We start from the raw sequence: 18,407 nt of genomic DNA, 5'->3' as shown, positions 1-18,407 counted from the left end.
TTGCATTCGCTATCGAGCAGCCGGCCGATGTGGATGTCAACGAACTGATCATCCGGCCTACGAAGCAGCCGCTTTGATCGTGTGATCAGAGAGGAGGTTTGACTCAGGACTCAGGAGGAACCCGAGCTCCTGGGTTGGGCTTCAAGGACCAATACCTGGCACTACCCTTACTACGTATAATCTATATTATGTTAAATTAAGTAGTAGCCGTGGAACGTGTGCGTTAGCAGCCCCGCAATGAATCCCCTTCTTTTCTCTGCCATTAAGCTGGGTTGATGCGAGCGTCTGCTAGTGGCTGATAGAACAAGGTGCTGCCTGCCACTGCTGGCCATGCGAGCGCCAAGAACAAGCAGAGAACCGCGTTACTCACCATGCACCACCACCATGTCAGGCTGGTAATGCTGATAGGCCCAGTCGAGTGCATCAAGCAGATGCCAGGACAGCCCATGCCGGGTTGCCCGCCATGCGACGAATCAAAGGGGCCATCTTGATTGCTTCAGGTCGTGTGCCGAAAACGAACAACACAAGATAGGCCATTTCAACTCCCCAGACGCCACAGCGAAGGCAACATGCCATTACGGTGGTCTCAAGTTGTCCGACCGATCAGGTTTCAAAATATTCAACTTTTTCTGCCGGGTGCCGTGCGTGAATGCCTGGACAGAGCTGGCAGCAAATGATCACTAATTGGCAGTATATGGCAGTACACAGGAGTCAATAAGCAGGCAGTCTAGAAGTGTGTCCAATGCCCCTTTCAAGAGAACAATAATATGGCTGCTGAACATCTTGATGTAATCATCATAGGCGCGGGTCTTTCCGGTATCGGTATGGCCTGCCACCTGTCCTCCATGTGTCCGGACAAACGCTTTGCGGTTCTCGAAAAACGCGCTGCGGTGGGCGGTACCTGGGATCTGTTTCGCTACCCTGGTATCCGTTCGGACTCGGACATGTTCACCTTCGGCTACAAGTTTCGCCCCTGGAACGAGCTGCAGGTGCTGGCCAATGGCAATTCGATTCGTCAGTACATCCGCGAGACGGCCGAAGAATTCAAGGTGACCGAGAAGATCCGCTTCAACACGTCGACACAAAGCGCGAACTGGTCGAGTGAAGATAAGCGCTGGACGCTAATCACCACTGATACGGGCAGTGGCGAGGAGAAAATCTACACCTGTGACTTTCTGGTTGGATGTACTGGCTACTACAACTATGAATCGGGGTATCTCCCCGAATTTCCTGGTGTCGAAACCTTCAAAGGCACCTGCATACATCCCCAGCACTGGCCCACCGATCTGGATTACAAAGGCAAGAAAGTCGTGGTGATCGGCAGCGGTGCGACCGCGGTTACACTGGTCCCGGCGATGGCCGAGACCGCTGGCCACGTGACCATGCTGCAGCGCTCGCCCTCCTACGTTTTCTCGGTACCGGGCTACGACAGGATTTCCGAAGTGCTGGGCAAGTTCCTGCCGCAGAAATGGGTCTATCACATGGCCCGCAAGCGCAACATCGTCATGCAACGCTGGATCTATAAGGCAGCTAAACGCTGGCCCGACAAGACCCGCAAAATCTTGCTCAAGGGCGTCAGCAAGAAACTCGACGACCAGAGCAATATGAAGCACTTCACCCCCAGCTACAATCCTTGGGATGAGCGCCTCTGCGCGGTGCCCGATGCCGACCTGTTCGAGGCAATCAACAACGGCAAGGCCTCGGTCGTCACCGACCATATCGACACCTTCACCGAAAAAGGTATCCGCCTGAAGTCTGGCCAGGAGCTGGAGGCAGACATCATCATCACCGCGACCGGCCTGCAAATGCAGATGCTGGGCGGCATGCAGCTGAGTCTTGATGGTGAGACTATTCCGCTCAACAAGCAGATGACCTACAAGGCCGTAATGATGCAGAACGTGCCTAACATGGCATGGATATTGGGTTATACCAATGCGCCCTGGACACTCAAGGCAGACATGGCCTCGCTGTATATCTGTCGCCTGCTCAAGCATATGGATGAGACCGGAAAACAGGTTGCGGTCCCGCTTGACCGGCATGGTCACGCCGAGGAGGAGTCGATCATGGGCTCTCTGCAATCGGGTTACGTGCAGCGGGCCAACGCCATTCTGCCGCGCCAGGGACGCGCCCTCCCCTGGCGGATCCTCAACAATTATGAGCTCGACTCTGTGTTGCTGCTAAAGGAGTCGCTGGAAGATGGCATCCTGACCTTCGATCCACCTGCCGCGAAAAACCAATCCGCCGAAAAGGCTGCCTGAAATCCGGAGCTTTCCATGACAGAAACACTGAACAACCTCACGGTACTTGGCGCCGGCGTATTGGGCGGCCAGATTGCCTGGCATAGCGCATTCAAGGGCAAGCAGGTGGTGGTATACGATCTATATGATGACTCCCTGGAGCGCTGCAAGATGGCCCACCAGCAATACGCGGTTATCTATCTGGCGGAGCTGGGTGCCACCCAAGCGATGATAAGCGAGACCCATGCGCGGCTGACCTATAGCAGCCAGCTCGCGGATGCTGTCGCTAGGGCAGATCTGGTGATAGAGGCGGTGCCGGAAATTCCCGAGACCAAGACCTCGGTCTATCAGCAGATGGCGTCATTGTTGCCTGCACACACCTTGGTGGCCACTAACTCTTCGACACTGCTCCCCGCGCAGTTTGCCAGTGCGACCGGCAGACCGGAGAAATACTGCGCCCTGCATTTTGCCAACATGATCTGGAGCATGAATCTGGCCGAGGTGATGGCCCATGCCGACACCGCAGACGACACCTTGCGCGCAATAACCCGTTTTGCCATCGAGATCGGCATGGTGCCCATCCCGATCCAGAAAGAGCAGAACGGCTATGTGCTCAACACTTGGCTGGTGCCGTTACTGAACGCGACGCAATCGCTCATCACCAACGGCGTATCCACTCCCGAATACATTGACCGTACCTATCTGATCGCGAACCGCGGCTGCACGCTTGGACCCTGCGGCATCATGGATATCATCGGTATGAAAACCTGTTATGACGTAATGACTTACTGGGGCAACGAAAACCAGGATGAGCAGTTGCTGGCAAACGCCGCCTATATAAAGCAGCACTTCATCGTTCAGGGCAAACTCGGTCTGCAGACCGGTGAAGGCTACTATCGTTATCCTGACCCGGCTTACCAGGCGCAGGATTTCCTCGCCGTACCCGGTCTGGATGCAGTGGAGGATCTGGTTAGGCTGGTGCGTCCCCATCCTCTAGCCGCTGCGAGCTGACCTGCCACAGCGGTCGTCTACTGCCACTTTCTGTGGCAGTATTGGCGCGCTTTACGGCAATTCAACCATTAAGTCGCCAGGGGAGCCTGTCCACCGTTTGGACAGGCTGAGAATCAGCGGGCTGCCTGCAACTCGCTCAAACCCTGGAACCTGATCCGGGCAATACCGGCGGAGGAAGTGCGACATGCCCTATCTGACACTTACCGTGCTCGGCGCGGCGCTGCTGCTGTTTGTCTGGCTGGGCCTGCGTGCCCGGCACAGCCATGCCGAACTCGACGATTTCTTTACTGCCCGCAACAGTCAGGGAGCTCAGGCCCTGGGCCTGTCATTTCTGGCCTCCGGCATGGGCGGCTGGATCCTCTTTGCACCGCCCGAAGTGGGCGCTCTGGTCGGTCCAGTGGCCTTGGCCGGTTATGCGATTGGTGCAGCCCTGCCCTTTGTTGTGTTTGCATTCTGCGGGCCGGCGATCCGGCGTTATCTGCCCCGTGGCAGCAGCATCGGCGAGTTTGCCCAGGCGTGTTATGGCAATCTTGTAAGACGCTGGGTAGCGTTGATTTCGCTGCTTTACATGCTTTGCTTCCTTGTGGCCGAGCTCACTGCGATCGGTGCAATCACTGCAATGTTGTCCGACGTAAATCCGGCCCTGGTGATCGTAGGCGTAGCGGTTGCGACGCTGATTTACACCGCTGGAGGTGGCTTGCGCGCAAGCCTGATGACCGATCGCTGGCAGGCCTGGTTACTGCTGGCCTTGTTGGTCGTGGTGGGTGCGGTGGCTCTGCAGCGTTTGCCCGAAATGGACTCATCGGCAGTCAGCTTGCCTGGTATTCCGCTGGGCAGCGCTCTTGGCGTAGCCCTCACATTGATCATCGCCGTTACTGCCGCCAATCTATTTCACCAGGGCTATTGGCAACGGGTCTGGTCTGCCCGTGATGGTTTGGCCCTAGGCCGGGGGGCGCTGCTCGGCGGTCTGATCACGGTAGTTGTGGTGGCGATAGTCGGTGCGCTGGGTATTGCTGCGGCAATGAGCGGCACTGATCTGGGCAGTCCGCCGATTCCGTTTTTCGCGTTGCTGATGGATGCTCCGCCCTGGCTGACCATCCCTGCGTTGGTGCTGGCCCTGACGCTGGTTGCGTCCTCGGTTGATACGCTACAAAACGCCATAACGTCCCTGGCCGTGACGGAAAAAAGCGGACTGTCGCTGACCAGCGCACGCTGGATAACTGTACTGCTGATGGTGCCTGTAGTACTCATCGCATTGCAGGGCATCTCGGTGCTGCGTCTGTTCCTCATTGCCGACCTGCTTTGCGCCACCGCGGTGGTGCCGGTACTCATGGGACTTTGGCGTCGTATGGGCAGCGCCGCGGCAATAGCCGGTTGCCTGGCGGGGTTGCTGGGCGCGGTTTTGCCTGGCTGGATCAGCGGTGGATCATTTTCGGCAGGTTTGCTGGCGGCGAGCTTCCCAGGCGCCATTCCCACGCTGGCCCCCTTCCTCGGCGCGTTGCTCGCTTCCAGCATGGTCAGTATTACGATTGCCTTGATCAAACCATCTACCGGGAGATAGGTCTCCCGGAGATTGCGTTTTGGCGGCTCGGCGTTCTGGCGTTCCGCTATACCCGGCGGCGGATCCGCGCGCTCAGCGTGTGCGTTTCTCCTGGTTGCAGAATACGGGTATCCGCTCCGGCATTGGCGGTCTCGATACACAACATCTGCTGGTAGCCTTCGGCGGGAAAGTGACTCAGGCGCCGGGATTTTGCCTGCCAGGGATTCCACACAACTGTGGAGCGGCTGCCGGATCCGGTCACTTCGATGCGCTCGTCCGCATCGCACACCTCCACGGTGCCAATGGCGCCGTGATAGATACGGTCCATTTCCTCATCAACGCACACGGGACCTTGCTGCACCTCATCCAAGGCCGTCAGTTGGTCCAGGTATTCGATGCCGTCAAGACCGTTAATCTGGCAGCTGGTGATATCCGAAACAGGAAGGTAGGTATGTAGGGCCTGACTCAGTGCTTGCTCGGCTTTACCGCTGTTTGTGGTGATCAGAGCCACTGTCAGTTCCTTCGCGAGTTCGAATCGAACCCGCACCTTCCACTGCTCATCGGGCAATTGATGGGGCATTGCCGTCATGGGCAATTGCAGCGTGATATGCACACCGCTCTCCTGGACCACCACTTCCTGGAGCTCCCATAGCGCTGTCCGCGCGATACCGTGGGCGGGGCCGGAACGCTGATTGCCAAACCAGGGCCAGCACAATGGAATACCACCGCGTAACGCAATGCCGGGCAGCTCGGGTTCCTGCGGACTCAGCCATAAAAGGGGCTTCTGCCCAGTTGGAATGCACCTGACAATATGCGCGCCCTCCAGTGATATGCGTGCTGAAACCAGTGGATGTTCTATCTCGATGAAGTCCCGTCCATGTCTGTTGGGTAATCGCGTTATCCCCTCCGCCAGCCGCTGTGCCTGCCCCTCTGAGTGCGTCATATTTTCCCCTGACTGATGTTATCCAATGGCCAGCATAAGGTAACAATGTCGGTTTTACAGAGTTTTGTTGCTCAACTATGGTGGACGAGAGTCTGAAGGCAACCTGGCTGCGCTGTCGGTGTGCCGTAAATGCGGGGTTAGCGTGGTTAAAACGCGCTGGCCTGCAAAACTGGAGCACCCGGATGCTTAATAAAACCCGAATATCTGCAACGCTGGTTGCACTGCCTCTTCTTTTAGCTGGCTGCGACAACAATGAAAATGTCACGAGCAAATTGCTTCATCCGGATGAGACAGGGGTATTGAAGGTATCTACCCGTAATGGATCGACCACCTATTACACTGATCGCTTCGACCAGCCAGCTGGCCCGGAGTACGATCTGGTCAACCGGTATGCCGAGGCCCAAGGCTGGACGGTCGAATGGGATGTGCAGTTTTCCACCGCGGCGGTACTGCGGCAACTCGAAAGTGGTCAGGCTCACGTTGGTGCTGCCGGCCTGACTCATCTCGCATCGCGTGACAAACGATTCACGCTAGGGCTGGTTCATCACACTGTCCGGGAGCAGCTGGTTTGTCACAGGGAGATGGTGCCCTTGCCCACGACGGTAGAGGAGCTCGCCGGAGTCCAAATCGAAGTGGTTGCCGACTCCAGCTATGTGGAAACCCTCGAACAACTGGCCGCCGGGCACCCGGGTGTAAACTTCACCGAGACCGAAGCTCGTGGGACGGAGCAATTACTTGCTGCGGTATTCGAGCAAGAGCTGGAATGCACAGTGGCGGACTCCAATATTGTCGACTTCAATCGCAGGTCGATGCCGGAGCTTGCAGTGGTAATGGATCTTTCTGGGGATCAGGGTATCGGATGGTATCTGGCACCGGGAAGCGAAGATCTGGCGGTCGAGACAAGGCAGTGGATAAAAAGTGATGGCGGAGTCGCAGCGATTGCCGAAATCGATACCCAATACTATGCCTACATTTCCGAATTTGACTTTGTTGATCTCAATACTCTGCTGACCCGTATTGAAAATCGGCTACCAAAATACATCGACGAATTCGAACGCGCGGAGGAGCAAACCGGTGTGCCCGCCGATTTGCTGGCCGCTCTCGCCTACCAGGAATCTCACTGGAATCCCCTGGCGCGAAGCCCAACAGGTGTTCGCGGGCTGATGATGCTTACCCAGAACACAGCGAAATCACTTGGTGTCACCAACAGACTGGATCCGGTTCAAAGTATAGACGCCGGTGCACGCTACCTGGCAGGTCGCTATGAGTTGCTACCTGAAGAAATACCTGATCCCGATCGTTATTTCCTGGCACTTGCTGCCTATAACGTTGGCCGTGGCCATTTGCTTGATGCGCGCAAGCTTGCGAGGGAATTGGGCAAGAACCCGGACTCGTGGACTGACATGCGTGAGGTACTGCCGCTGCTGGCAGACAAGCGCTACTATCCAAACCTTCGCTATGGCTATGCTCGGGGCTATGAGCCAGTGCATCTGGTTCAGCGCGTGCGCAATTATCGCGATGTCATCAGCAGCGCGTTCCAGTAAACAGTTAACCCAGCTCAGAACGTAACCCCCCCCCCACCTGCAAACACTTGGCTGGTGTGCGCAGGTGGGAATTTATGAAAATTGCATGATCAGCTGTTTTCGATGCGGAAGCCGATCTTTAGCACCACCTGGTAGTGCGCGACTTTTCCATCGACTATGTGGCCACGAGTCTCTTGAACCTCAAACCATTCCACATTTTTTACTGACTTGCTCGTCTCGGCTATCGCATGCTGAATAGCTTCTTCGATGCTGCTGGTAGACGAACCGACAACTTCGACTTTCTTGTAAACGTGATGGTTGGACATGTAGTTCTCCTTGCTTTGCTTGAGCACACAGTATGGCAAAAGATGGGCGGGTTAGTTCAAATAGCGGTCCCAGACTGTTGCTACACGATGTTGCTACCCCTGTTTTGGTTATGTACGCACGCCTCTGCGAACGCCGGTGTTAAAAAGCTGTCGTAGCATTGCCGGCCTTATTTCTTATTTACGCTGGCATTGCAAAATCGTGGTTCCGGCATATAATTGGTAACGCAAATCAATCTCATTATAGTCCAAACGGGTACAGGGAGTTCTAATTCATGGCAGTTCATTTTCCACTCAAGGCTTTGGCGCTAGCGGTCTCCGCCACATTCGTACTGACCGCCTGCAACAACAACGATGATGAGTATGCTCCAGCCGCCGAGGCCAGCGACTCCCCAGCGGTCGAGACCATGGTGGATGTGGAGCCGGGTGCGGAATTCCCTGCAGAAGACAGCCAATCCGAGGCCTCCGGTCCTGACCCGCAGATGGTCGCGGAGCATTATGCCGATCTCGCACATGCCAACTACCAGGATGCGCTGAAGACAGCACGTGCCTTCGATGACGCCACTGATGCGTTGATCGCCGAGCCCACCGAAGAGAATCTGGAGGCCGCCAAGCAGGCGTGGCTGGAAGCGCGCGTGGCTTACCAACAGTCGGAAGTATTCCGCTTCGGCAATCCCGTGGTCGACGAATGGGAAGGCCAGGTCAACGCATGGCCGCTTGACGAAGGCATGATCGACTATGTTGCCGCCGACGAGTACCAGCACGAGATGGGCAATGAAGGAGCTACCGCCAACATCATCGCCAATCAGGAAATCAATATCGGTGGCGAGACCATTGATGTCAGCACGATCACACCTGATCTGCTGGCCAATCTGAACGAGGCAGGTGGTTCCGAGGCTAATGTCGCGACCGGCTACCACGCAATCGAGTTTCTGCTCTGGGGTCAGGATCTGAATGGTTTTGAGCGTGGCGCCGGCAGCCGTCCGGTAACCGATTACGCCAAGGGTGAAGATTGCACGCACGGCAACTGTGACCGCCGCGGTGAGTACCTGGGTGCCGTTACCGACCTGCTGGTCAATGACCTTGAATGGATGGTCGCGCAATGGGCCCCGGGCGAAAGCGACAACTACCGCCAGGAACTGCTGGCTCAGCCTCCCCAGCAGGTGTTCCAGAAAATGCTGTTCGGTATGGGTTCGCTGTCACTCGGTGAGCTGGCCGGTGAGCGCATGAAGGTCGCACTGGAAGCCAACTCCTATGAAGATGAGCACGACTGCTTCAGCGACAACACCCATAACTCGCATTACTACAATTCCAAGGGCGTACAGAACGTCTACCTTGGTACCTACACCACCACAGATGGTAATGAAGTCACTGGCCCGTCCCTCTCCGGCCTGATGCAAGAGCGCAACGAGAAGCTGGATCAGGAGCTGCGCAATGATCTGGAACAGGCCATGTCTGCGCTGGAAACCATGAAGCAGACTGCTGAAGCCAGCGAAGAGCCGATGCCCTTCGACATGATGATTGCCCCGGGTAACGAGAAAGGTGCCGAGATCGTCAACAATGCGATCGCTGCCCTGGTTGAGCAGACGGGGTCTATCGAGCAGATTGCGACTGAAGTGGGCCTCGAATCTCTTGAACCAGACGATGCAGGTCATTCTTTCTGAGTTCGTAGCACGACAGGATCGGGGTGCCGGCGCAGGTTTCCTGCGCTACCCGCAGTAATCGAAAGCCCGGCGCTCGGCGTCGGGCTTTTATCCGTTCATTGGCAACATAGACATGCTTTCATGAAATCACTTTTTATCGCCTCCGGTGCATTTGCGCCTCGGCTGCTGTGCTCTGCCCTGCTGGTTACTTTACTGGCCGGCTGTACTGAAGCGAAAAGCTATCCACTGCAGGAAACCCCTGACACTGGCGGCGAAGGCACTGTAGACAAATCCGATCACAATGCTTTCTCGATGCCGCAGGGCAACCTGCCAATGACCAAGCGGCTGGATTTTAGCGTGGGCAACAGTTTCTTTCGCAACCCCTGGGTTATTGCCCCATCGAGTACCGATGCGCGCGATGGTCTGGGCACGTTGTTCAATACCAATTCCTGCCAGGGCTGCCACATCAAGGACGGCCGTGGTCACCCACCCCAAACGGATGAAGCAAGTATTTCCCTGTTCCTGCGTCTGGCCATGCCAGCGGACAGCGACAGGGATGCCGATGTCCTTGAGCAGCACGGTTTCGCTCCCCATCCGGTTTACGGAAGCCAGTTGCAGACGGCTGCAATACCGGGCTTCAAGCCCGAAGCCGATCTGGTCATCAACTGGACCCAACGTGAAGAGCAGTTGGCAGACGGCACCACCGTCATTTTGCGAGTGCCGGATTACCGCATCGAGAATCCGCAGTATGGTCCCCTCCCCGCAGATCTTCTGATTTCGCCGCGGGTAGCCCCGCCCATGATCGGACTGGGCCTGCTGCAGAATATTCCCGAGCAGCATATTCTCGCCGCAGCCGACCCGGACGACGCTGATAGTGACGGAATCTCCGGACGGGCGAACCGGGTGTGGGACAAGGCTGCAGAAACCAGCGTACTAGGCCGTTTTGGCTGGAAAGCCAGTGAACCCACGGTGATGCAGCAGAGCATGGGGGCCTTTGCCGGCGACATGGGCCTGACGTCGACGCTGGTACCCGTTACCGACTGCACCCCCAGCCAGGGTTGCGAGGTTGCTCCCCATGGCGGCGAGCCCGAGGTCAGCGACGAAATAGCCGGCTTTATCGACTTCTATGCCAGCAGCCTGGCCGTGCCGACCAGACGTGATATGGATGATCCCGAGGTTATCGCCGGAGCACAACTGTTCAATCAAAGCGATTGCGCGGCATGCCATACGCCGCGGCACGTGACCGGGGAAGCTTCAAGCCGCCCTGATCTGAGCACCCAGACTATCTGGCCTTATACCGATATGCTGCTGCACGATATGGGACCCGGTTTGGCCGATCGCCGGGACGAGTTCCTCGCCGACGGCAACGAATGGCGAACGCCACCGCTGTGGGGTATCGGGCTCGCCCAGCAGATCAATCCGCGGGCGGGATTCCTGCATGACGGTCGTGCGGAAACTCTCGAGCAGGCGATTCTCTGGCACGGCGGCGAGGCTCAGGAGTCGGCAGATCGTTACCGGGCTATGTCGGCGGAAGAGCGCAGTGCTCTCATTCGTTTCCTCGAATCGTTATGATTCGAGTTCACAGGAGTATCGATATGACAGTTTCCCGGCGAGCAGGATGATCGGTGGTAAATCTCTGCGCCTTGCTGGTAGCGGCTCTGAGTCCGCTGGCATTGGCCCAGCCGGCCAAGGCGCAATGGCACGCAGATCTCGGCAAAGGCTATCAGCAACTTGCTGCCAGCACTAAGGCCCTGCAGCAGCGCGCCCTCGCCTACTGCGAGGCTCCTGACCAGCATGACGTCGCGACGGTCCGCAGCGCCTGGCAGCGAGCGTTCATGGACTGGCAGAAGGTCCGCTTCGTCGACTTCGGGCCCATTGAACAGGACAATATTGCCTGTCAGATGCAGTTCTGGCCTGACTCGAAAAATCTGGTCGCACTCAAGACCGACAACTGGCTGAAGAGTGACCAGCCAATCGACACTGCGGCGATCGCGGCCGATAGCGTTGCGGCAAAAGGCTTTCCCGCTCTGGAGTATCTGTTGTTTGATCCAAGGGTAACGGAAGACGAACATGCGTTGCCCGCACGGCGTAGCTGTGAATTCATGCAGGCCGTCAGTGCACAGATCCATACCAACGCCAACCGCCTGCAGCGAGACTGGAGTAGCTTCGAGACGCATTTTCTCAGCCGTCCGGAATATGCACGTACCACGGTTTCGGCGGCAATGCATACCCTGGAAATACTGCGCGACAAGCGGCTGGCGGCTCCTATGGGCCTTGGCGGCAAGGCGCGCCGCAATCCCTATGTGGCCGATGCCTGGCGCAGTGGTGAATCGCTGGCATCGATAGAGGCCACCCTGGCCGGTTTTATGCCGAGGAAGATCATCACTTCTACGGTCATGGCGTTTTCAGCCCGGATGGCAAGCTGCTGTACGTTACCGCCAATCACTATCCCAGTGGCGAAGGCCGGATACTGGTGTACGACGCGCAGCACGAATATCAGCTAAAGGGTAGCCTGGAGGTTGGTGGCATTGGCCCACACGAAGTCCGCCTGCACCCGGACGGCCAGACTCTGGTAGTAGCCCTCGGGGGTATCAGAACGCATCCCGATCATGACCGCATGAAGCTCAATCTGAGTGATATGCAGCCAGCCCTGCTGCTACTCGACCGCGATAGCGGCCGTGTTGTGCAGCGCCATGAACCCTCTCACCATCAGCTCAGCTGTCGGCATATCGACGTGAGCCCCGAAGGCATTGTGATCGCTGGTTATCAGTTCGAAGGGCCAACATGGGAAACGCCGCCACTGGTCGCACGACTGGACTGTGCGCAGGAAGCGTTTTCCGAGATCCGGTTACCTGCGCAGTCCGATTTGCGTAACTACATCGCCAGCGTAGCCATTGACCCTGTCAGCCATGTGGCCGCGGTCACGGCCCCAAGGGGTAATCGTGCCGTACTGCTGGATTACCTGAGCGGGGAGCACCTCGAAACGCTTGAGATTACCGACGTGGCCGGTGCGATCGCCGACAAGCAGGCGTTCATGTTTACCTCAGGAATGGGCGGGATCCATCGTAGCCGTGCGAGCCACGTAAACCGCATCGAAGACACCGATCTGCGCTGGGACAATCACCTCACATCCACAGGCCTGGCACCCGGCTAGCGACTGGCGACCATTCTCTCGATACAGGCACGCGATTCTTCAGGCAGCTTGGTGAAATGCAGCCCTGTCCAATATTGACCGCCCGCCAGGCTTTCACGGTTCCACAAGCTTTCGGCGTCGAGAAAGAATTCAGTCAGGCCGTTCAACGTCATCGGAAGACTGACCTGCAACGCATAGAGCTTGTACAGGTCGATCGGCTGATCGCTCAGAAGCATCAGACCCTCGGCATGGAGATCGACGACTCGGCCCAGGTGACTCCCGGTATCCAGATCATAAACCTCGAGACTTGTGCTCACTGTTTTTCGTTCCAGTCTTCGCTTTTCGTACATATTTGACTCAACGGCCAAGGTAGAAACTCCATTTACCTGCATGATTTGTCATGCGCTGACAGTCTGCGGGAAACTGATGCTGGCTAACAGCCATGGACCTGTGAATTTACGTTAACTGAGCCACAAAACCAGACACTGATCTGTTGCTTTCATGAGGTGGCATAATGCCATGTATCTCCTGTTTAGCGCCAGCGTCAAGCAGTAAACGGTAGCCCGGAGCCCAGGGCCAGGTTACTCTCAGCCATCCAAATCAGAAGGAAACAGTGCATGTTACGCAAGACCCTTTCCAGCTTTATTTGCACTCTGTTACTGGCAGGTCCCGCTCTGGCACATGACTACCAGATCGCGCAGCTCCACATTGACCATCCCTGGGCTCGCGCGCTCCCACCCGTTGCTCCCGCTGGCGCGGCCTACCTGCAGATCCAGAACCGCGGAAAAACCTCCGACAGCCTGGTCGCTGCCCACTCCCCTATTGCTGGTCAGGTCGAGGTGCATCAGCACGTACATGTAGATGGCCTGATGAAAATGCAGAAAGTCGAGCAATTACACCTGGGCCCGGGAGATGATGTCGTCTTCGAGCCAGGCGGCTACCACTTCATGATGTTCGGCCTGAAACAGCCACTGGTGGCCGGCGAGCGGTTCCCGCTGACGCTGGTGTTTGAAAACGCCGGCAGTATCGAAGTGGAAGTGGCAATCAATAAAGAAGCGCCTGCGTCCGCCGGGCATAGTCGTCACTGATTTCAGTCTTCGTTTTTTTCCGGTTTGCGATCAAGCAGATGGAAACGCGGCAGACCAAGGTGCCAGCGTATCGCCGCCAGGCGTATAGCCAGTACCGTGGTCACTGCGATGGCGACATCAATGTCCGCCGGGGTATCCAGGCGGTAGAGCCCGATATACATGAGCGATCCGGCGATGCAGGCCGTGGCGTAGATTTCCCGGTGAAAGATCAGCGGGATCTCGTTGCAGATGATGTCGCGTATTACCCCGCCCGCCACGCCGGTCATCACACCCATGATGACCGCTGCACTGATCGGGACCGATTGCGCCAAAGCCACCTGGGTACCGATCACGGTAAAAATCGCCAGCCCGAACGCATCTGCGACCAGCAAACCGGTTTCCGGTATCGGCCGTGTCAGGCGCACCCAGGCAATGGTACCCAGAGCCGCCGTTACCGCCACCAGGATATACAGATCGTCCCGAATCCAGACCACCGGGTGATTGTCCAGAATGGTGTCTCTCAAGGTTCCACCGCCGAGCGAGGTGACGATTGCAATCACCAGAACTCCGAACAGATCCATAGATTTGCGCCCGGCCATCAGCGCGCCAGAAATCGCGAATACGGCGACGCCAAACAGGTCGAACGCATAGAACCAACTCATCCCGGCAGCTCCCGTTGGTTCAGTCCTGATCTACACGCGTGGGTACGCGCATGGTCACGAACTCTTCCGCCGCGGTCGGGTGAATGCCAAGAGTGGCATCGAACATCGCCTTGGTCGCTCCGGCCTTGAGTGCGATCGCCATACCCTGCACGATCTCCCCTGCCTCAGGCCCGACCATGTGTACACCAAGCACGCGGTCTGTGTGCTTATCGACCACCATTTTCATCAGGCTTTCCTCGCCACGGCCGGCGAGAGTGTTGCGCATCGGACGGAAGCGGCTCTCATAGATAGCCAGGCTGTAGCCTTCTTTCCTGGCCTGTTCCTCGGTAAAGCCAAGAGCTGCCACGTTGGGAATGCAGAACACCGCCGTGGCGATGTCATTGTAGTCCACCGGCCGGTATTCATCGGGCTTGAACAACCGACGCGCGAGCGCCATGCCCTCGGCCAGGGCTACTGGCGTCAGCTGCATAGTATGGGTCACATCGCCGATGGCAAATACAGCAGGGTCACTGGTCTGGTAGTCACTGTCGACATCCACGAACCCCTTGTCATCCAGCGTGACCTGGGTGTGTTCCAGACCCAATCCGGCAATATTCGGACGCCGACCGGTAGCATAGAGCACCAGATCAGTTTCCAGTGTGGAGCCATCGGATAATGCAACCTGTAGGACACCATCTGCCTGACGCTCTACCGAAAGCACATCGATGTTGAAGCGCACGTCCAGTTCCTTGGCTTTCATCGTTGTGGCCATGTGCTCGCGAATGCTCTGGTCGAACCCGCGCAGGAACAGATCGCCTCGGTATAGCTGGGTTACTTCGCAGCCCAGACCATGGAAGATGCTGGCAAACTCGATAGCGATATAGCCACCGCCCACCACGGTAACGCGTCTTGGCAGTGTTTCCAGGTAGAAGGCTTCGTTGGAGCTGATTACATGCTCGCTGCCCGGGAAAGAGGGAATGAAAGGCCAGCCCCCGGTAGCAATCAGGATTCGCTCGGCAGTGTAGGTCTTGTCGCCCACAGCGACCGTGTGCGAGTCAACGAAGCGGGCGCGGCCATCAATCAGGGTGACGCCGGCGCTGGACAGCAGGTTGTTGTAGATGCCGTTAAGCCGGGTAATCTCGCGGTTCTTGTTCTCCAGCAGACGGCTCCAGGTAAAACTCGTATCGCCGATATTCCAGCCATAGCCCTGGGCGTCTTGCATGTCTTCGGCGAAATGCGCAGCGTAGGCGAACAGCTTTTTCGGTACACAGCCCACATTGACGCAGGTGCCGCCCAGGTACAGATCCTCGGCAACAGCTACCCTGGCTCCATAGCTTGCCGCGAGCCTACTGGCCCTGACGCCGCCAGAGCCGGCCCCGATCACGAAAAGGTCAAAATCAAACTCGCTCATGTTCTCCGCCTGACTGCTGAAAAAGAGGGCACAGCATAACGCATCGGCGGGCCGCGATGGGCATGCTTTGGACCGCCAATCGAGCGGTCATGGCGGGATCATGATTCGACCTGTTTCTCCCCCTTCTCTTTGCCGGAGGCCGAGGCATGCTCGATCGTCGCATTCAGCTCTGCTCCGAGAAGCAACACGGCAGAGGAAATGTAGAAGAACAACAGCAGTACGATCATCGCGCCGATGCCACCGTACATCGCGTCATAGTTGCTGAAATTGCTCACATAGGCGCCAAACCCCAGCGATGCAGCGATCCAGATGATTACCGCAACGATCGAACCGGGGGTAATGAAACGGAATTTCTGCTGCACATCCGGCGTGAAGTAATAGATCACGGCAACAACCTGCATCAGCAGCAGGATAGCCACAGGCCAGCGCAGCAACGCCCACAATGTGACTGCAAACTCGCCCAGCCCCACCCAGCTGCCCAGCCACTCGATCCACCCCGGCCCCACCACCATAAGAGCCGCGGCAACCAGAAGGATCAGTGCGATGCCTATGGTATATACCACCGACAGCAGATATAGCTTCCAGGTCGGCCTGGATTCGGTCACGTTGTATGCCTTGTTCATCGCGTTCATCACCGAGCGGATCCCGTTGGAGGCGACCCAGATGGCGACAACGATGGCCACCGAGAAGATACTGTTCTTGCCCTCCTGCAGATCGCTGATTACCGGATCGATGACTTCCAGGGCAATAGACGGCAAAACCAGTGCCGCCTGATCGCGCAGCCAGTTGAAGAAGTCCCCCAGGTTGAGAAAGCTCAGCATCGCGATCAGAAAAAGCAGGAACGGGAACAACGAGAAAAGTGCCCGGTACGACAGTGCCGCCGCATAGGTAGGCATGTCGTCGTCGATGAAATTCTTGAAAGTCTTCTTGATAAGCGAAAAGCTGCTCACTCCGTGCAGGTCCAGAAAAGCCATGGCGGTCCCTCGATCTGTGATTCGTCTTTACATTTGACGATTACAACACGCGAGAGTTCGTTTATGCACCCGTCGCTGGCGGTTTTCAGCGACAGGCTACCGGCCACAACTCTGTCCAGCAGGTGGTATAGCCAGGGCTCTTCAGTTCGCGTTTCATGCCCCAACCGGGGGTAACCGGCACCCGGGCCGGACGCAGCGTGCCGCGGCCCCAGCGGCCATTTATCTCATCCAGTACAGCCATTACTTTTTCAGCTGCCACCGGCTGGAGTTCGGCGAACAGATCTTCAGTAAACTGCCCTCGCTGGCACAAATCCAGTAACATGATTTCTGCCTTGGCATAGGCATACCCCTGCCGGAAAATAGTCTCCAGACCCTGTTGGGCGGTACGAATGATCAGCCGCGTATCATCCGAGGGATAAGGCAGCTCACACACGATTCCCCTGGAGAACTTCACTTCATCGGGATTGAACATACCGGTGCGGATTGCCACACGAATACGCTTGCACAACGACCCCTGCCGCCTGAGTTTCTCACTGGCGCGTGTGGCATAGGTGGCTACCGCTTCGCGAATAGGCTCCAGTTCATACAGCCTTTGCCCGAAAGCCCGGCTGCTGCAGATTTCCTGCTTTGCCGCCGCCTCCTCCTCCAGGGCCAGGCACGGCGTGCCGCGCAACTCCCTGGCGGTTTTCTCGATCACCACACTGAACTGTTTACGCAGAGTCCAGGCATCGGCGTGGGCCAGATCCCATGCGGTCCTGATACCCATGGCGGTCAGATGTTCGTTCATGCGTCTGCCGACGCCCCACACCTCGGCCACAGGCATCACCTTCAGCAGCTTGTCGCGGCGCTGCGGGTCGCATATGTCGACCACGCCCCCGGTCTGCTTCTGCCAACGCTTTGCCGCAGCATTGGCCAGTTTGGCCAATGTCTTGCTGTGAGCTATCCCGACACCCGTGGGGATACCGGTTGCCTTGAGCACCCCGGCGCGGATCCGGCGACCAAGGGCCTCGCGATCTGGCACCCCGGTCAGGTCGGCAAAGGCCTCGTCAATCGAGTACACCTCCAGGGCAGGCACCAGGTTCTCAATCGTGGTCATCACGCGCTCGCTGATATCGCCGTAGAGAGCATAGTTCGAGCTGAATGGCAGCACCCCGTTTCGCTCCAGCGTTTCGCGGACCTTGTGGAAGGGCTCGCCCATTTTCACGAAGGGCTTGGCATCGGCTGATCGCGCAATCACGCAGCCGTCATTGTTGCTCAGCACGACGATGGGTACGCGTTGAAGATCCGGGCGGAACACGCGCTCGCAGGAGGCATAGAACGAGTTGCAGTCGATCAGCGCAAACACCTGTTCAGCCATGATTACGGTGCCTGCGAATACTGTCTGTCACCACGCCCCAGATCACCAGATCATCCCCTTCGAGCACATAGCGTGGCGGGTATCGCGGATTCTCGGAATTCAGCACCACTTCCTCACCACGAATCGACAATCGCTTGACGAAAGTCTCGCCGTTGATTGCAGCAATCACTACATCGCCGTGGCGGCCCGTCAGCGCCCGGCTGACCACCAGCACATCCCCATCCAGAATTCCGGCGCCGGTCATGCTGTCACCGTCCGCACGCACCAGATAGGTATGCGGCGCATCAATATCCAGCAACTCGTCCAGCGATAGGGTCTGCTCCATATGATCCTGCGCCGGACTGGGAAAGCCCGCAGGAACACGACAGGAGAAAAAGGGCAAGTCGATAACAGAGGTGCCCACCGGACCCAGGACCAAAACAGCGTTCATGTCAGATAACCTCGTCTTTATACTGTATGTGCATACAGTACACGAAGCAGGGCAAACAGAACCAAAGGGAAATGTAACCGATGCTAGGATGGCCGCTCCTCAACGCAATCGCAGCACGCAGGAGTTCGACTTCTGGCCAGCAAAGCTGAGAGAAACAATAACTTAAAGGAGGTA

General features: G+C 57.2%; 17 protein-coding genes and 1 riboswitch. Of the genes, 9 read left to right on the top strand and 8 right to left on the bottom strand.

The window, feature by feature from the left end:
• Positions 1-767 precede the first annotated feature (767 nt).
• The 3 genes from ABYA88_RS11855 to ABYA88_RS11845 all read left to right on the top strand — a co-directional run bounded on the left by ABYA88_RS11855 (position 768) and on the right by ABYA88_RS11845 (position 4,809).
• Positions 768-2,258: a flavin-containing monooxygenase gene (locus tag ABYA88_RS11855; RefSeq protein ID WP_373187513.1), complete on the top strand. Its 1,491-nt coding sequence runs from the start codon at positions 768-770 to the stop codon at positions 2,256-2,258.
• Positions 2,259-2,273: 15 nt separating this feature from the next.
• A complete protein-coding gene (locus ABYA88_RS11850) occupies positions 2,274-3,248 on the top strand; it encodes a 3-hydroxyacyl-CoA dehydrogenase (protein WP_373187511.1) in 975 nt (324 codons plus the stop codon).
• Positions 3,249-3,316: 68 nt separating this feature from the next.
• Positions 3,317-3,443: riboswitch (TPP riboswitch) on the top strand.
• Complete coding sequence (locus ABYA88_RS11845; RefSeq protein ID WP_373187509.1) at positions 3,433-4,809, top strand: sodium:solute symporter; 1,377 nt, start codon at positions 3,433-3,435, stop codon at positions 4,807-4,809. Its footprint overlaps the riboswitch before it by 11 nt.
• 46 nt (positions 4,810-4,855) lie before the next feature.
• On the opposite strand, the gene ABYA88_RS11840 is transcribed toward ABYA88_RS11845, so the two are convergent.
• A complete protein-coding gene (locus ABYA88_RS11840; RefSeq protein WP_373187508.1) occupies positions 4,856-5,731 on the bottom strand; it encodes a D-hexose-6-phosphate mutarotase in 876 nt (291 codons plus the stop codon).
• A 77-nt stretch (positions 5,732-5,808) separates the two neighbouring features.
• On the opposite strand from ABYA88_RS11840, the gene mltF reads away from it, so the two are divergent.
• A complete protein-coding gene (gene mltF / locus ABYA88_RS11835) occupies positions 5,809-7,275 on the top strand; it encodes a membrane-bound lytic murein transglycosylase MltF (RefSeq protein ID WP_373187506.1) in 1,467 nt (488 codons plus the stop codon).
• An 89-nt stretch (positions 7,276-7,364) separates the two neighbouring features.
• Here the strand turns inward: mltF and ABYA88_RS11830 are convergent, their stop codons facing one another.
• A complete protein-coding gene (locus ABYA88_RS11830) occupies positions 7,365-7,580 on the bottom strand; it encodes a dodecin (RefSeq protein WP_373187504.1) in 216 nt (71 codons plus the stop codon).
• Positions 7,581-7,852: 272 nt separating this feature from the next.
• Here ABYA88_RS11830 and ABYA88_RS11825 point away from each other — a divergent pair, with 272 nt between their 5' ends.
• The 4 genes from ABYA88_RS11825 to ABYA88_RS11810 all read left to right on the top strand — a co-directional run bounded on the left by ABYA88_RS11825 (position 7,853) and on the right by ABYA88_RS11810 (position 12,374).
• A complete protein-coding gene (locus ABYA88_RS11825) occupies positions 7,853-9,241 on the top strand; it encodes an imelysin family protein (RefSeq protein ID WP_373187502.1) in 1,389 nt (462 codons plus the stop codon).
• A gap of 120 nt (positions 9,242-9,361) precedes the next feature.
• Positions 9,362-10,792: a di-heme oxidoredictase family protein gene (locus ABYA88_RS11820; RefSeq protein WP_373187500.1), complete on the top strand. Its 1,431-nt coding sequence runs from the start codon at positions 9,362-9,364 to the stop codon at positions 10,790-10,792.
• Positions 10,793-10,845: 53 nt separating this feature from the next.
• Positions 10,846-11,724, top strand: coding sequence for an imelysin family protein (locus ABYA88_RS11815; RefSeq protein WP_373187499.1), 879 nt, complete (start codon positions 10,846-10,848; stop codon positions 11,722-11,724).
• The gene (locus tag ABYA88_RS11810) at positions 11,643-12,374 is read left to right on the top strand and encodes a DUF1513 domain-containing protein (protein WP_373187514.1); all 732 of its coding nucleotides are present in this window, start codon (positions 11,643-11,645) and stop codon (positions 12,372-12,374) included. Before ABYA88_RS11815 ends, ABYA88_RS11810 begins: the two co-directional genes overlap by 82 nt.
• Here ABYA88_RS11810 and ABYA88_RS11805 read toward each other — a convergent pair.
• The gene (locus ABYA88_RS11805) at positions 12,371-12,703 is read right to left on the bottom strand and encodes a PilZ domain-containing protein (protein WP_373187498.1); all 333 of its coding nucleotides are present in this window, start codon (positions 12,701-12,703) and stop codon (positions 12,371-12,373) included. The two genes, ABYA88_RS11810 and ABYA88_RS11805, sit on opposite strands and share 4 nt — an antisense overlap.
• Positions 12,704-12,970: 267 nt before the next feature.
• Here ABYA88_RS11805 and ABYA88_RS11800 point away from each other — a divergent pair, with 267 nt between their 5' ends.
• The gene (locus ABYA88_RS11800) at positions 12,971-13,441 is read left to right on the top strand and encodes a copper chaperone PCu(A)C (protein WP_373187497.1); all 471 of its coding nucleotides are present in this window, start codon (positions 12,971-12,973) and stop codon (positions 13,439-13,441) included.
• Positions 13,442-13,443: 2 nt separating this feature from the next.
• Here the strand turns inward: ABYA88_RS11800 and ABYA88_RS11795 are convergent, their stop codons facing one another.
• The 5 genes from ABYA88_RS11795 to ABYA88_RS11775 all read right to left on the bottom strand — a co-directional run bounded on the left by ABYA88_RS11795 (position 13,444) and on the right by ABYA88_RS11775 (position 18,233).
• Positions 13,444-14,082, bottom strand: a complete 639-nt coding sequence (locus ABYA88_RS11795) for a trimeric intracellular cation channel family protein (RefSeq protein WP_373187496.1) — start codon at positions 14,080-14,082, stop codon at positions 13,444-13,446.
• Positions 14,083-14,101: 19 nt separating this feature from the next.
• Positions 14,102-15,472: a glutathione-disulfide reductase gene (gorA, locus tag ABYA88_RS11790; RefSeq protein ID WP_373187495.1), complete on the bottom strand. Its 1,371-nt coding sequence runs from the start codon at positions 15,470-15,472 to the stop codon at positions 14,102-14,104.
• Between the two features lie 98 nt (positions 15,473-15,570).
• Complete coding sequence (locus ABYA88_RS11785; RefSeq protein WP_373187494.1) at positions 15,571-16,446, bottom strand: YihY/virulence factor BrkB family protein; 876 nt, start codon at positions 16,444-16,446, stop codon at positions 15,571-15,573.
• 85 nt (positions 16,447-16,531) lie between these two features.
• Positions 16,532-17,803: a translesion error-prone DNA polymerase V subunit UmuC gene (umuC, locus tag ABYA88_RS11780; protein ID WP_373187492.1), complete on the bottom strand. Its 1,272-nt coding sequence runs from the start codon at positions 17,801-17,803 to the stop codon at positions 16,532-16,534.
• Positions 17,796-18,233, bottom strand: coding sequence for a LexA family protein (locus ABYA88_RS11775; RefSeq protein WP_373187491.1), 438 nt, complete (start codon positions 18,231-18,233; stop codon positions 17,796-17,798). The genes umuC and ABYA88_RS11775 overlap by 8 nt, the downstream gene beginning before the upstream one ends.
• Positions 18,234-18,407: the final 174 nt, after the last annotated feature.

It is taken from the genome of Halopseudomonas sp. (assembly GCF_041579695.1).
GTDB lineage: Bacteria > Pseudomonadota > Gammaproteobacteria > Pseudomonadales > Pseudomonadaceae > Halopseudomonas.
This window is presented reverse-complemented; position numbering and strand designations above follow the sequence as displayed.

What these genes read in the sequence shown, in the direction of transcription:
- ABYA88_RS11855 (WP_373187513.1), top strand. Translation starts at nt 768, where the DNA reads ATGGCTGCTGAACATCTTGATGTAATCATCATAGGCGCGGGTCTTTCC.
- ABYA88_RS11850 (WP_373187511.1), top strand. Translation starts at nt 2,274, where the DNA reads ATGACAGAAACACTGAACAACCTCACGGTACTTGGCGCCGGCGTATTG.
- ABYA88_RS11845 (WP_373187509.1), top strand. Translation starts at nt 3,433, where the DNA reads ATGCCCTATCTGACACTTACCGTGCTCGGCGCGGCGCTGCTGCTGTTT.
- ABYA88_RS11840 (WP_373187508.1), bottom strand. Translation starts at nt 5,731, where the DNA reads ATGACGCACTCAGAGGGGCAGGCACAGCGGCTGGCGGAGGGGATAACG.
- mltF (WP_373187506.1), top strand. Translation starts at nt 5,809, where the DNA reads ATGGTGGACGAGAGTCTGAAGGCAACCTGGCTGCGCTGTCGGTGTGCC.
- ABYA88_RS11830 (WP_373187504.1), bottom strand. Translation starts at nt 7,580, where the DNA reads ATGTCCAACCATCACGTTTACAAGAAAGTCGAAGTTGTCGGTTCGTCT.
- ABYA88_RS11825 (WP_373187502.1), top strand. Translation starts at nt 7,853, where the DNA reads ATGGCAGTTCATTTTCCACTCAAGGCTTTGGCGCTAGCGGTCTCCGCC.
- ABYA88_RS11820 (WP_373187500.1), top strand. Translation starts at nt 9,362, where the DNA reads ATGAAATCACTTTTTATCGCCTCCGGTGCATTTGCGCCTCGGCTGCTG.
- ABYA88_RS11805 (WP_373187498.1), bottom strand. Translation starts at nt 12,703, where the DNA reads ATGTACGAAAAGCGAAGACTGGAACGAAAAACAGTGAGCACAAGTCTC.
- ABYA88_RS11800 (WP_373187497.1), top strand. Translation starts at nt 12,971, where the DNA reads ATGTTACGCAAGACCCTTTCCAGCTTTATTTGCACTCTGTTACTGGCA.
- ABYA88_RS11795 (WP_373187496.1), bottom strand. Translation starts at nt 14,082, where the DNA reads ATGAGTTGGTTCTATGCGTTCGACCTGTTTGGCGTCGCCGTATTCGCG.
- gorA (WP_373187495.1), bottom strand. Translation starts at nt 15,472, where the DNA reads ATGAGCGAGTTTGATTTTGACCTTTTCGTGATCGGGGCCGGCTCTGGC.
- ABYA88_RS11785 (WP_373187494.1), bottom strand. Translation starts at nt 16,446, where the DNA reads ATGGCTTTTCTGGACCTGCACGGAGTGAGCAGCTTTTCGCTTATCAAG.
- umuC (WP_373187492.1), bottom strand. Translation starts at nt 17,803, where the DNA reads ATGGCTGAACAGGTGTTTGCGCTGATCGACTGCAACTCGTTCTATGCC.
- ABYA88_RS11775 (WP_373187491.1), bottom strand. Translation starts at nt 18,233, where the DNA reads ATGAACGCTGTTTTGGTCCTGGGTCCGGTGGGCACCTCTGTTATCGAC.